Annotated in this window: 16 protein-coding genes; all 16 read right to left on the bottom strand. The window is 49.0% G+C overall.

Annotation, left to right across the window (positions count from 1 at the left end):
• The 16 genes from EDC30_RS05505 to EDC30_RS05430 are packed head-to-tail and all read right to left on the bottom strand — an operon-like array spanning position 1 to position 13,014.
• Positions 1-507 (bottom strand): hypothetical protein, encoded by a 507-nt coding sequence (locus EDC30_RS05505; RefSeq protein WP_165973738.1) that lies wholly within the window; start codon positions 505-507, stop codon positions 1-3.
• The gene (fliF, locus tag EDC30_RS05500; RefSeq protein ID WP_165973737.1) at positions 504-1,979 is read right to left on the bottom strand and encodes a flagellar basal-body MS-ring/collar protein FliF; all 1,476 of its coding nucleotides are present in this window, start codon (positions 1,977-1,979) and stop codon (positions 504-506) included. Before fliF ends, EDC30_RS05505 begins: the two co-directional genes overlap by 4 nt.
• Before the next feature lie 12 nt (positions 1,980-1,991).
• The gene (fliE, locus tag EDC30_RS05495) at positions 1,992-2,291 is read right to left on the bottom strand and encodes a flagellar hook-basal body complex protein FliE (RefSeq protein ID WP_132257805.1); all 300 of its coding nucleotides are present in this window, start codon (positions 2,289-2,291) and stop codon (positions 1,992-1,994) included.
• On the bottom strand, positions 2,291-2,728 hold the full coding sequence (gene flgC / locus EDC30_RS05490; RefSeq protein ID WP_132257804.1) for a flagellar basal body rod protein FlgC: 438 nt from the start codon (positions 2,726-2,728) through the stop codon (positions 2,291-2,293). The genes fliE and flgC overlap by 1 nt, the downstream gene beginning before the upstream one ends.
• A gap of 2 nt (positions 2,729-2,730) precedes the next feature.
• Positions 2,731-3,102, bottom strand: coding sequence for a flagellar basal body rod protein FlgB (locus EDC30_RS05485; protein ID WP_132257803.1), 372 nt, complete (start codon positions 3,100-3,102; stop codon positions 2,731-2,733).
• 21 nt (positions 3,103-3,123) lie between these two features.
• Complete coding sequence (locus tag EDC30_RS05480; protein WP_132257802.1) at positions 3,124-4,254, bottom strand: flagellar basal body P-ring protein FlgI; 1,131 nt, start codon at positions 4,252-4,254, stop codon at positions 3,124-3,126.
• Positions 4,251-4,832 (bottom strand): flagellar basal body L-ring protein FlgH, encoded by a 582-nt coding sequence (locus EDC30_RS05475; RefSeq protein ID WP_132257801.1) that lies wholly within the window; start codon positions 4,830-4,832, stop codon positions 4,251-4,253. The genes EDC30_RS05480 and EDC30_RS05475 overlap by 4 nt, the downstream gene beginning before the upstream one ends.
• A 1-nt stretch (position 4,833) precedes the next feature.
• On the bottom strand, positions 4,834-5,802 hold the full coding sequence (flgA, locus tag EDC30_RS05470; protein ID WP_165973736.1) for a flagellar basal body P-ring formation chaperone FlgA: 969 nt from the start codon (positions 5,800-5,802) through the stop codon (positions 4,834-4,836).
• Positions 5,803-5,809: 7 nt separating this feature from the next.
• The gene (flgG, locus tag EDC30_RS05465) at positions 5,810-6,589 is read right to left on the bottom strand and encodes a flagellar basal-body rod protein FlgG (RefSeq protein WP_132257799.1); all 780 of its coding nucleotides are present in this window, start codon (positions 6,587-6,589) and stop codon (positions 5,810-5,812) included.
• Between the two features lie 9 nt (positions 6,590-6,598).
• Complete coding sequence (locus tag EDC30_RS05460; protein WP_132257798.1) at positions 6,599-7,312, bottom strand: flagellar hook-basal body protein; 714 nt, start codon at positions 7,310-7,312, stop codon at positions 6,599-6,601.
• Positions 7,305-7,592: an EscU/YscU/HrcU family type III secretion system export apparatus switch protein gene (locus EDC30_RS05455; RefSeq protein ID WP_132257797.1), complete on the bottom strand. Its 288-nt coding sequence runs from the start codon at positions 7,590-7,592 to the stop codon at positions 7,305-7,307. Before EDC30_RS05455 ends, EDC30_RS05460 begins: the two co-directional genes overlap by 8 nt.
• Positions 7,593-8,825, bottom strand: a complete 1,233-nt coding sequence (gene fliK, locus EDC30_RS05450) for a flagellar hook-length control protein FliK (RefSeq protein WP_132257796.1) — start codon at positions 8,823-8,825, stop codon at positions 7,593-7,595.
• The gene (gene flhA, locus EDC30_RS05445; RefSeq protein ID WP_132257795.1) at positions 8,822-10,867 is read right to left on the bottom strand and encodes a flagellar biosynthesis protein FlhA; all 2,046 of its coding nucleotides are present in this window, start codon (positions 10,865-10,867) and stop codon (positions 8,822-8,824) included. The genes fliK and flhA overlap by 4 nt, the downstream gene beginning before the upstream one ends.
• The gene (gene flhB, locus EDC30_RS05440) at positions 10,867-11,952 is read right to left on the bottom strand and encodes a flagellar biosynthesis protein FlhB (RefSeq protein WP_132257794.1); all 1,086 of its coding nucleotides are present in this window, start codon (positions 11,950-11,952) and stop codon (positions 10,867-10,869) included. The genes flhA and flhB overlap by 1 nt, the downstream gene beginning before the upstream one ends.
• A 2-nt stretch (positions 11,953-11,954) precedes the next feature.
• Positions 11,955-12,731: a flagellar biosynthetic protein FliR gene (locus EDC30_RS05435; protein ID WP_132257793.1), complete on the bottom strand. Its 777-nt coding sequence runs from the start codon at positions 12,729-12,731 to the stop codon at positions 11,955-11,957.
• Positions 12,732-12,747: 16 nt separating this feature from the next.
• Positions 12,748-13,014: a flagellar biosynthetic protein FliQ gene (locus tag EDC30_RS05430; protein ID WP_132257792.1), complete on the bottom strand. Its 267-nt coding sequence runs from the start codon at positions 13,012-13,014 to the stop codon at positions 12,748-12,750.
• Positions 13,015-13,499: the final 485 nt, after the last annotated feature.

The following is a 13,499-nucleotide window of genomic DNA, read 5'->3' as shown; positions in this document are numbered from 1 at the left end:
TTAGCCTACCCTGGCGGCTACTTTATCGGATTGGCTTGTAAGCCATGCAGCTGTTAATTCATCTGCAAAAAATTGCGCAAGCGCGCTAAATGCAGCAGCCTTGATTGCATGGCACTGGTCGATTTGCCGAGACAGGCGGTCACGCTCGGACTGCTCTAGCGATAGCCAAACTGTCGATGACCATTCCCATTGATGTGCATACAGCAGCATCGCCTTCAGGCGATCAGGCAAGGAGCTAAGCTGTCGCTTGACGAGTTCGACGTCCGCCTGATTGATATTTTGGATAAGATCTTCCGCCAGTTGCACGTCGCCGACGCTGTGGCTAGAGAAATTGGTGGCGAGGTCTTCAGTGGTAACAAGACCAAGGCTGTCCAATTCTTTGAGCAAATCACGCAAAATGTTTTGCTGATTTGGTTCAAATTGCCCGAGTATCCACTTTCTATCTTTTGGATGGAGCCCGTGCAGCTTGAGGGCTACCATCCGATAGGTCTGAATTTCATTCATCATGCATTTCCTGCTGCACGGTCATTGGATTGCGCAAGCCATTGCTGAATTTCCTTCAGAATTTTCTCTCTTTGTGCTGGCGTCAGGCGTTTGGATGCGGACTGGCGCTTCCATATCAGTCCTGCAATCACTACGACCAACACAAGCAATGCCAGTACGACAGGAATGAAATACTTGTCTGATTTAGGCTCCTTTGCCTCGTTTGCTGTGCTCGCTGTTCGTCGTGTCTCGGGAGATGGCTCGGGTGTTCGCGCCACTGTGGCTTGCTCAGTCCCTTGCCCCTTCACGGCAAACTGGTCCAACGGATATACGGCCAGTGCATCGCCACGAGCATTGTTCAGGCCGACAGACATGGAAATGACTTTGGATAGCATTTCCACGCGAGCTGGATCGACGTCGTTGGGAAGAATTACTCCGACACTTAGGCGCTTGATTGACCCGGGAGCGGATACAAGCTGCTCAATTTTCCGGCCATGCATATATTCGATTTCATCCGTCGTGGACTCGACGGTGGAAGAATCTTCATCTGCTGCGGTCATCGACGCCTGTGTTGCCGATGCTTTTTTCGGTTTTGGCATCATTCGAGCTTGGCTTTTTCTGCGACTGACCGCGCCGTCGACATCGCCATTGGCAATGGTGGCCGGCAGAACATCTTCGCGGGTTACCTTGAGGCTGTCATGGTTTAATGTCACATCGACACTGACGATCGCTTTTCCTGGTCCAAATGTCTTATCAAGAATTGCTGCGATCTTTTTAGTGAAATATTCCTCGGTTTGCTGCTTGATTGTCAGTTTGCTTTCGATGGACCTGGCTTCCTCCTGATCCTTATCGGTTACACGGGTAAGTGCAACGCCACGATTGTCGAGAATCGTTACGGCTGACGGCTCGATATCCGGCACGGCAGCTGCAACCAGCCGCTGTATGCCCACAACCTGGTTGAGCGCAAGTTTATAGCCTGGCTTGGTCGTTACCGTGATGGACGCTTTCGGCTGTTTGTCACTCTTTTTCAGGATGCCTGACTCCGGCACTACAAGGTGCACGCGTGCCGACTCAACTTCTTCCAGTCCCATGATGGTTCGAGCAATCTCTCCTTGCAGCGCACGTTGATAATTGATGCGTTGGGCAAAATCCGTCATGCCGAAGTCAGATTCGTTGAAGATTTCGAAGCCGACCGTGCCTTTCAAGTTGACGCCTTTGCCCATTAATTGGAGTCGAGTTTTGTATACCTGGCTTTCCTCTACGAGAATCGTCTTGCCATCATCCTGCAATTGATAAGGAACCTTCATGCGATCGAGCTCGCTGATGATGATGCTCCCATCCTGAGGATCAAGATCGGAAAATAGGACTTGATAATTAGTCGAGAACGCCCAATAACTCGTTGCGATAAACAGAGCGGCGATCAAGACCACACCGATGAGCAATCCGGTTCGCGAGGCACGGGAGAGACTCAAAAACCATTCTTTTGAATTATTCAACACAACTTATCCTTACATCTGCATGCGCAAAACGTCTTGGTATGCTTCAATGACGCGATTACGAACCTGGACCGCGAGCTGGAAGGCCAGCTTGGCTTCTTCCATGCCAATCATGATCTGATGCAGATTTTCGGTATCGCCTGTAGCAAGCCGGGTAGCCAGTTCGTCGCTTTTGGCGATGACACCATTCAGCTCTGTCACCTGGTTTTGAAGCCAATTGCTGAAAGGCTGATTAACAGCTTGTTGACCAGCCTGCGCAAGTTGCTCAAGGCTGATGCCAGCAGGTATAAACTCGATTGCAGGAATGCTCATTATCGGTTGCCCCCAATATCCAGGGCTTTCAGCGCCATCGCCTTGGCCGCATTTAACGCTGACACATTGGCTTCATAAGCGCGAGTGGCCGTCATCATGCCAACCATTTCAGTTACCAGGTTGACGTTTGGATAGGCGACAAAACCTTGGTCATTGGCATCCGGATGGCCCGGTTCGTAAGACATGCGTGCTGGCAGCTTCAGCTCTTCCACAGTGGCCGACCGTAGCCCGCTTGACACAGCCTCAGCGGAAAGCTGTTTCTCAAAAGCTGATGGGGCAAGGTCGTTGCTCGCCACCGCGCGCATTGGCCGATACGGACCGCCTTGCGCAGTCCGGGTCGTGTGCATATTTGCGAGATTGGCTGAGGCGACGTCGGCGCGCATGCGCTCAAAAGCCATGCCTGCGGCGCTGATTTCAAATGAAGCTAAATAATCCATGATTAGCGCCTCCCGTCATTGATGGCCAGGTTGGTGAGTTCAAGCTTTCCATTTAAAGCTTTGAGCAAGGCCTGGTAATGAATAAAGTTTTGTGACATGCGGACCATTTCCTGATCTACCGACACTCCAGTCCCAGCGTTCGGATCTGCCTCAATACGTGGAGAAACGCGGCTAGCGATATCCGGCCGCAAGGAATTCGGTGATCCAGCCAATTCCTGGCGCAACTGATCTTCAAAACTGACACGAAGTGGTTGGTAATTTTCAGTATTGCTGTTTGCAATATTGGTGGCGGTAACTTGATGCCGCATGCTCGCGGCATCAAGTGCGGCTTTCAAAAGTTGGTAGCCAGAACTGGCTAAGGCTTCGATCATCATTGTTATATTCCCCCTTTTTTATTATTGGATAATTAATTCAGCACGTAGTGCACCTGCTGCTTTTATGCCCTGCAGGATTGAAATCATGTCGCGTGGGCTTACTTTTATTTTTCCAAGCGCTTGAACCAAGTCGGATACAGTATTGGAGCTGCGAGTTTGTATACTGCCCATGGATTGCTCTTGAACATCGATGCGAGTTTGAGGAACGACTTCAGTGCGGACGTTAGGAAGGGCAGGGCCGACAAAGCTCGGTTGAGAGACGAGGTAGTCCGTCACGATGGAGACCTTCAGGTCGCCGTGAGTAATCGTGACCTTGTTGATCCGAACATCTCCACCGGCAACCACTACGCCAGTACGTTCGTTAACTACAACCTTGGCGCGTTTGTCGGGCTCAACGCTTAATCCTTCCAGTTTTGTCAGGAACGACACCAGTCGCTTGGACTGATAGTCTTGCGGCACCATGACTTCAATCTTGCCGCCGTCAATTGCGGTGGCAAGCGATTGTCCGAAGGATCGATTAATCGCGTCTGCCACTCTGCTGGACGTGGTGTAATCCGGCTCCGCAAGTACGTAGCGAATGGTCTGGTCGGAACGCAAAACGTCTGCGCCGACTGCAACTTCCACATTGGCACCGTTCGGAATAGCACCGACGGTTGGGTGGTTTTTCTGGACTACATTGCCGTTCAGGTCGTATTTGTAGCCGCCGATTGAAAGCGACCCTTGGGCAAGTGCATAGACTTGTCCATTCGGTCCTTTCAACGGCGTCATCATCAGAACGCCGCCAAGTAGGCTACGCGCATCACCAATCGATGTGACTGAAACATCAAGCTTATCGCCTACGCTTGCAACAGGCGGCAGCGTAGCTGTGATCATCACAGCCGCGACATTTCGGCTTTGTACTAACTCTGAAGTGACTGCAATATCAAATTGTGACAGCAGGTTGGCCAACGACTGGCGTGTCGTCTTGTTGCGCAGGGAATCGCCGGTTCCAGCCAGACCGGTGACCAAGCCATAGCCAACCAACTGGTTGTCGCGCCAGCCTTCTATGCGGCCCAGATCTTTTAAACGCCCTTGTTCCGACGCATGCACTATTGTCGACATTGCCAATAGTAGTGGCAGGGCGAGTTTTTTTAGTATGCAAGCAAATTTCATATTAAGCCCAGCCAATTCAAAATGCGAGTAATAATGCCCGGCCGCTGTCTGTCGCCGAGAATGCCTTCACCGATATAGCTAATCTTTGCATCGGACAGTCGAGTGGAAATAACCGTATTGTTTTCGCCGATATCGCTTGGCCGTACTTTGCCTTCCAGCTTGATCTCCTGTGTTTCATCATTGACAGCAATGACTTGCTCACCACTCACGGCAAGGAGGCCGGAAGGCTCGATGGTTTTGACAGTGACGGTAAGCTGGGCCAGCAATCTGCCAGTTCGCTGGATCCTTCCTTTTCCTTGGGCCTCATCACCCGCACTAAGCGCGCCTTGTTTGTTGGTGTTATTAGCCACAACGCTGTAGTTGACGCCAACACTTTTGTCGGAGCTGGTGCCGGCAGTAGCGGTAGCGCTGGCATTTTCATACACGAGCACCGTCAAGTTGTCGCCGACGCGATATGCTCGTTTATCGGCAACCAGTGCGCGGAACTGTTCAGCCTGATACAGGTTCTCTGCTCGTGCAAGTAAGCTGCTCGCAATAAGCGCCAAGCCAATGCTTGCATACCTAATATTTTTTAGCATGTTATTTCACCTCGACTCGCCCATGCGCGACTATCTTTGCTGGATAAAATTCTGTTGACTGTGGGTCCGAAACTTTGATGAGTTGACCTAGGAACCCGTCAGATTGCGCGATCACCGTTTTTTCAATCAGAATGCCGTTGCTTTTTACTTCAACCAATACTTTTTGGTTGCGTACGACGTGCGGTACAGGTTCTACATCGTGGCGGTAAAAAATCGCTTTTGCGGCAATATTCCTACGCACTCGAAGCGAAGCAGGTTCCGTTTTCGTGTCTAGCAAGTCCAAGCTACGCATAGACTCGTCAAATGGGCGTTCTACCAATTCATAATCGCCTTCTTGTACTACGTCTCCTGCGGCCAATTGCCGTGTTGCGCGAAATGCAGGAACAATCATATCGATTGCGGCGCTAACCGTGATGCTGTCGAAGCGTCGATTGCCGACAATAAGATCGACGACTACATTAATCCGGCGGGCGGCCTGCAACGGAGCTGCAAGGCGTGCCTTAAGTTGTAAGTCACCATCTGGCACCAATATAGAGTTGGAGCCAATATGCAAGTTGCGGATAGCAAACTTAATGCGCTTGCGGTGCAGCTCATCATGTAAAAAAGCTTTTGCGGCTTCGGCAATGCGTTCAGTCGGCACCTTTTCTCCAGCTAATATCACTGTGACAGCCGACGCACCGGTTAGCCGCAACTGATTACGCAAGGCCGGTTGTTGACGACTAACCAAGCGCATGATCTGCGCTGATTCAATGCGTATCGGCCGATTCACATGCATGACGGTAGCAACCAAAGTTTCGCCTAACGCTTGCACTATGGCGCTTTCCGCATCCTCATCAAAGCTGACGACCTCGGCCAGGCTGACTTGCCGAGAGCTTACTTGAGCATTCTCCTTGAGGCGCGCCACAACTTCCGCCTTCACAGGGAAGATAAATACGCTAAATAATGCAATGATGAGGAAACGGGAAAACATCGCTCGACTATCGGCGCAAATTGTTACTGATGCCGAGCATCTCATCGGACGCTTGGACGACCTTGGCGCTGACTTCATAAGCGCGTTGCGCAAGAATGAGGCCAACCATTTCCTCAACGAGCTTTACGTTGGAAGCTTCCAAATAGCCTTGAGAAATTTGTCCAAATGAATCCACTCCCGGAGTTCCAGCCACAGGCTCTCCTGCATTCTCAGTGGTGATATAAAGATTTTCACCGATTGGAGCCAATCCGGCGGGGTTGATAAAGTCAACCAGCTCGATTTGTCCGGCTTCTATACGTTCGCTTTCATTGGGCACGCTAACCATGACACGCCCGGAAGCATCGATCAAAATATCCTTTGCGTCGCTGGGAATTTGAATGGAGGGACGTAATGGATTTCCGTCAGACGTTGCGAGCAGCCCTTCCGGAGTGACTTGCAAGGCACCACTACGGGTATAAGCGCTGCTGCCGTCTCGCAGTGTGACTTCCAGAAAACCTTTGCCATTAATGGCGATATCCATCGGTGAATCGGTTTTTTTGAGCTCACCGTTCTGAAACAGTTTTCCCATTTGCATAGCGGCGACACCCGATCCAAAGCGTTGTGCTGCTTCGGGCGCGGCCGACTCTACTCCCAGCCTTCCCAATTCGCGGTACATCAAATCCTGAAAGCTGACGCGATTTTTTTTGTATCCCGGCGTATTGACGTTGGCCAGATTGTTCGAAATGGCATCGACATGAAGTTGTTGCGCATGCATGCCGGTGGCACCAATATATAAAGACTCGATCATTGTTCTTCCTTAGAATTCACCCAGTTTGGAAATTGCGCGTTCATTCATGGCGTCATACATCTGAATTATTTTTTGCCCGGTCTCGAAATGCCGCATGGTCTCGATCATCTTAACCATTTCAGCAGCCGTATTTACGTTGGATGTCTCAAGATGGGATTGTCTTAATGCTATTTTTTCCTCAGCCTTGATTGCCGCGCCAGCCTGAAGAAATTTTCCTTCCCCAACGGCTTGCAGCATGCGGGGATCTTCGAAGTGAACGATCTTGAGTTGGCCAATTGGCTTGCCGTTTTCAATGACGTTGCCTTGGCTGTCAATGGTCGGCTGGCTGGTTGTGAGGCGAATGTCGCCAGATACGCCATTGACGATGTCGCCGGACTGTGTGACGAGCCTTCCTGTCGGGTCGAGTGTGAAATTGCCCTGGCGCGTGTAATATGCCTTGCCGTCACGGATAATCTCAAAGAAGCCATTGTTCTCGATTGCTAGGTCCAGTGGATTGCCAGTATGTCGGAGGGCTGATTGCTTCATGTCGATCTGGCCTGATGCTGATGGCAGGTCGGCACTGAACGCACCATTTCCGGAAACCATGCTGGCGAACGCAGCCGTCAATGGGATTTCTCGTTTATAACCAGGCGTTAGCGCATTGGTCAGGTTTTGGCTGATACTGCTGAGACGCTGCATATCGTTTGTCATGCTCAGCGCCGCAATCGTAAAACCATCAGGCATGGTCACTCCCTTTCATTTTTTCGTTCACTGCAAATACATGGGTCAGCACAACTGCTACTACTTGGAACAGCGCAGGATCGATTGCGCTATCGACCGGCAATCTATACAGCTGCTCAAGCAGGGCAGGGTCGCGTACCAACCGCGGCCCTTTTACTGATAATGTACTTTTCAATAATTCATCTGCAACCGGACCTGCCCCCTTGACTGTAACAGTCGGTACACCAAGGTCTGCTGTATATTGCAGTCCAACTACGCGTGTCGGTGCTTTGGTTGTCATCATCTACACCAGCATTGACAAGCTGTCGGTGTTGACAACCATATCTACGACCGGACGCATGATGTTTTGCCAAACTGGTGATGGCTCGGCGTGATAACGAAGCTCGTCAACCCGGTAGTTCAATTGTTCCAACTCCCCTTTTAAATGGTGGTTATGTGCTGCTAGAGACTGCATACCCGTGTCAGAGTCTGAAAGAAACTGTACTTGCAGGTTTTGATTCACTACCTTAATTACCGCATCAATCTTCCCCAGATACTCCATCTTCAGTGTCAAGCGAATGACGCGAGATCGCAGCTCTGATGGCATGTCGGCTCGGTCTTTCTGATCGAAGAGCGCCATTTCCAGCTCCACCAGCTTCCCATCAACGACAAAGGGCACCACCATTGTGCGATGTGCAATGGCACCGCCTGTTTGCACATTCATTAGCCATTGCAATACGGACTGGTTAAGACTTCCGCCAGAATCTTCTTCAGATTCCTGAGTGACAGTTTGTACTGCCGCTGCTGCTTGCGGCGTCTTTTGCTTGGCAATGGTGTCAATAATCGCTGTGCGCGCGTGATCCAAGGTTTTTTCTGATTTCTCCTGGATGTACGCGGCAAGCAGCTGTAATACGCTATCATCTTTAGCAAGAAGATTCACTTCGGCGAAGTCCGCTTGCAAATGCAATACATCGCCTTTCACCGATGCATGCAACCGCGCATCATTTTCCAGGTATTTGGCAAGATCAACAGCCAACTCGGTAGTAACTGGTACGCCTAACTTGTGTAAAAAAACCGATGCGGTCAGTACAAGCTGAGGGTGGCTGGTTCGACCAGCTGCACGAATCAGTGCATTCCAGGTACGTACATCAAATATGTTCTGATGTTGCGTTAGAAATGCTTTTAGGTCGTTTTCCAGATTGCTCTTGCTCCAGTCAATCTGCATGGCAAGTTGTGCTGCTTCTGCTTCTGCTTCTGCTGTGCCTGCATCCACCATTTTTTCAAGAACAATCCGCTCGTCCAAACTGATGATCTTGCCCCGGAATACTTCGCCCTGGCGCAATGGGATGGCGCTGTCAACGATATGCTGGTGACCGTTTAAATCAACAAGGTAACTGCCGTTTTGATGGACTCGCAGGACTTTAGCAAGAAGGATCTGGCCCAGCTGCAGATTTTTTGCCGGATCAATGTCGGGAGCGCTTGACAGCTTGCCATGCGCCAGCTGCGATAACGGCGGAATCATGGGAGCGTTACTCATACAGTCACCACCCCAAATGCGCGCAAATTAACGGTATTAGGAATTTCCGACATCGAGACAATTGATAGTTGCGGAAGCAGTCTTTCAGTAAGGCGCCGCAAGTGGCGTCGTAACTCCGGGGCGCAGAGCAGAACTGGTTTTGCATTATTCTTGATCATGCGCTCAACTTGACCGGCCAACCTGGACAGCAACTGCTCTGCGAATTGTGGCTCGAGGACTAACGTGGATTTCTCGTTGATTGCCCTTACACTGTTTGCAATCGTTTGCTCGATAGCTGGGTCTAACGTAAGAACACTGAGGTCACCACTGCGGCTCGTCAAGCTTTGGCAAATGATTGCGCCCAGCTTTTGGCGTACCAATTCGGTTAGGTATTCTGGATCTTTGCTCTGCTTGCCATGGTCGACCAGCACTTCGAGAATCAGCTCCATATTGCGGATCGAGATTTTTTCCTTCAGTAGATTTTGCAGAATCTTTTGTACTTCGCTTAGCGTCAATACGGTTGGAATCAACTCTTCAACCAAGCCGGCATTATTTTTACGAAAACTGTTCACCAAGCGTTCGGTTTCTACACGGCTGAGCAGCGAAGAGGCGTTCTGTCTGATGACTTCGTTGAGGTGAGTGATGTAGACAGTCGCAGCGTCAACAAGCGTATAGCCGGCTTGTCGTGCCTCGGTTCGCTGCGACTCCAGTATCCAGAGCGCAGGCAAGCCATAGGTTGGGTCTTTTGTTTCTACGCCTTGGATCTTGCGCACATCGCCTTCGGGATGGATTGCCAATATGCGATCGTTGAGGATTTCTCCTTGGGCGACTGCTATGCCATACGTCATGATTTCATAAGAATTAGAGGGGAGCTTTTTGTCATCCTTGATACGTATTTTGGGAATGATGAACCCTGCTTCCAATGCATAGGATTTTCGGAAGCTGGCTATCCGCTCCATCAGCAGGGCATCTTCGCCATTAATCAGAGGAACCAAGCCTTGACCGACTCGAACTTCAATTGGCTCTACCGTCAATAAATCATAGATATCGTCGCTTTCTTCCGTCTCTTCTTTTTTTGTTTCGTCGGCTTTGTCGCCAGTACGTGCTTTGGCTTTCAGGGCAAAATAGGCAAAAGCACCGAAAATCAGCGCGAGGATTGCGGCTGGGGCAGCTGGGATACCGGGCAAGCACATGAGAATAAGTAACGCAGCGATTACCATGAACAGAGTTTTGGGAAACGATGCAAGCTGCTTGACGACTTCTGCACTCAGGTGCTTATCCGACGCCGATCGCGTCACAATAATGCCTGTGCCCAAGGCAATTACCAGGGCAGGAACTTGGGTTACGATGCCGTCACCGATTGTCAGAAGCGTAAAGGTGCGTAGTGCTTCGTCCCACTTCATGCCCTGCTGCATAACACCGATTGCCCAACCGCCGATCATATTAATCAGCAGGATGATAATGCCAGCGATCGCATCGCCTTTGACGAATTTACTTGCGCCATCCATCGCCCCGTAGAAATTGGCTTCTTTTTCCAGGGTCTTGCGCCGCCGTTGGGCTTCTTCCTGGTTGATGAATCCCATATTTAAATCGGCATCGATGCTCATCTGCTGGCCAGGCATGCTGTCCAGCGTAAAGCGTGCCGCCACTTCGGCAACGCGCTGAGCGCCGCTGGTAACAACTACATATTGAATAATTACCAGGATTAGAAAGACAATCAGGCCAATTACATAATTGCCGCCTACAACGTAATTGCCAATGGTACCGATAACTTTGCCGCCATCTGCGCTGGATAAAATTAGTCTCGTTGCTGCAATGTTGAGCGAAAGACGAAACAGCGTTGTTATCAGCAGCAGTGCAGGAAAAGTAGAGAACTGTACCGGCTTTTCCATGTAAAAAGTTAGAAGCAGTACCAGCAATGCGAAACTGAGGTTTAGTAGCAACAGAAAGTCGAGTAGACGGGAAGGAATCGGCGTAAACAGAACAACGAGAATCCCGACGGTCAAGAGGACCAGTGCAATATCTGCGTTCTTGCCTAGAGTTTTTTTTAATGATTCAAACATCACGCGGCTCCTTTTCTTGCTGTATTCTGAGCATTACGTTTTGCATATACCCACATCAGCAGTTTCGCCGCAGCTGGATAAAAGACTTCTGGAATTTGAGTATCGATCGCTGTTTGGCGGAATAGGGCTCGCGCAAGCCTTTTATTTTCCACCACCGGAACTTGATGACGGAACGCCATTTCACGCATTAATTTCGCGAGCTGGCCTGCTCCCTTAGCAACTATCATGGGTGCAGCCATGTGTTCCCGGTCGTAGCGTAATGCGATGGCTAGGCGAGTCGGGTTGGTAATAAGAACGTCGGCTTCTTTTACGTTTCGCAGAGATTTACTACGCTTGCGAGCTTCCCGCTGTAATTCCCGAATTTTTGATCGGATACGCGGATCGCCCTCCCTCTGCTTGTATTCGTCTTTAACCTCGCGCCGACTCATCATCATTTTTTTAAAAAAATCACGGCGAGTATAAATAAGGTCAATCATCGCCAGTGGCAATAGCGCGAGAAGACACCATTTGATTAGAGAGGTTGCTTCATCAAGCACTGCAACCGGATAACGTCGAAACTCGGATTGTCCTAGGCCGAAGAGTACTGGAAGAATCGAATGAATGAATAGGTAAATTGTTGCGCCTAAAGCAGCAATCTTCAGTACGCTTTTAATCGTCTCAACGACGATTTTCATGCTGAAAAGCCGCTTAAATCCCTCGGCAGGATTAATGCGCTTCCAGTCAGGCTTTAACGGAAAGGTACTGAAAATGGGGCCAGTCTGGAAAAGATTGGCGAGGATACCGGCAACTAATATCAGTAGAAACAAAGGAAGGCAAATCAATAGAGCATGAAAAAACAATTGAACAACCCACTGTGTAAACTGTTTGGGTGCAAAGTTAATCATGCCGGCATTCGACAATATATATTGGCTTAGCCTGAGTTGAGCGGCAAGCATGCTTTTACCCCAAAAGGAAAGGGCAACCACGAGCATCAGCAACACGGCGAAAGAATTAATATCCATGCTCTTTGCGACCGAGCCGCGTTTTTTCGCTTCTTTTAGCTTGAACTCAGAAGCCTGCTCACTCTTTTCTTGTTCTTCTGCCATGCTTAATTCACCAGAACGGCTTCCCAGAAATTAAAAACTTGCTCAAACAGTTTTTTGATCACGGGTTGCATATAAAGAACCGCTATCGCAAGAGTAACCAGACCGGCAAAAATTTTCACAGTCATTGACAATATGAAGACATTAGCCTGAGGGAGAACTCGCGAAGCCACACCCATGCCAATATCGACCAGCAGTAGGCAAACTACCGCTGCACCAACTAAAACCAACCCTAGACTGAAGCTGAGTCCGAAGTGGTGAACAATTGCATCAAGCGGAACTTCACGCAAGCTTGCCCCTAGTGGAGCAAGGTCGAAAGATTTTGCGAGACCACGGAGTGCGACATGGTGCGCATCTACTGCTAAAAACCACGCGATTGCATAAAGATGCAGTGCGACGCCGAGCAACGGTGCATTCGTTCTTGTGCTTGGGTCAAAAAGATTAGCTAGGCCAAAACCAATCTGCATATCAAGAACTCGGCCCGCAACCATGAACGCGGAAAAAGCGGCTAATAATCCCAGCCCAAGCAGCCCTCCCCAAACAATTTCGTTTAATACAGCGATCAATAAATTGATTGGATTATTTACAGCTGTGTTTAGGTGAAGGCCAGTCATTGAAACCAAAGCAGCTGAGAAGGCAAATACAAAAAGTACTTTGATCCTTGCCGGTAAACCTGTACTTCCTAAAACAGGCGTCATAACCAAGACCATTCCGATTCGGATGCTAACCAAAATGACCGCGATCATCCACGCAGATGCCAAATGGACCATCAAATTTTGCATGGTGGAAAGCTGCTAATTAAAAATAACTGGGTATATTCATAATTAGCGTAGTTGCAAATCCTAAAATTCTTTTAATCATCCAAGGCCCAAGAATTAAGATGGCAGCTACAGTTGCAGCTAGCTTGGGAATAAAGGTCAATGACATTTCTTGAACTTGGGTAATAACCTGAAAAATGCTAATTAAAAGGCCCACAATTAGTGCAATGCCCAACATTGGGGCTGCGACGATGACGGCCGTCCACAACATTTGTGCGATAAGCTGGGTAGCTAAGTCAACGTTCATGATTTTTTTCAAAGCGCAGCTTTTGGTTTTGTGAATAAAAACGGAAGACAGATTTTGCCAAGCAACTTTCAGTTTGCCTATGAGATTTTTTGTTTTGCTATTTAACGGTAATAAGAAAATTGGACCACTTATGTCTAGATTTAAAAAAGCTCAATTCATAAAGAAGTAGCTCAATCGCAATTGTTGACGTCTGGCAATTTTTATCCAAAAAAACATCATTAAAAACAAAGACTTATTTTTATTGAATTTGGCTGAAATTTAAAATTAATTCGCTTTGACGCTTTGATTAGTTTCTTAAATAAGCCTTTATGGAATTAGTATGTAGATATAAATAGCCAAATCTGTAGCAAAATTGAGACGAGTCAGCTTTACTTAGATACTTAAGTCGAATTGACCTGCTACCCGATTTAGTCCGAAATGGACATGGAGTCTGCGGTAATAAAACTATCTGCAAACTGGTCTGGTGCCAGGTAGCCGAGCGAGCT

The sequence above is a fragment of the Paucimonas lemoignei genome (genome assembly GCF_004342585.1).
Classification (GTDB): Bacteria; Pseudomonadota; Gammaproteobacteria; order Burkholderiales; family Burkholderiaceae_D; genus Paucimonas; species Paucimonas lemoignei.
This window is presented reverse-complemented; position numbering and strand designations above follow the sequence as displayed.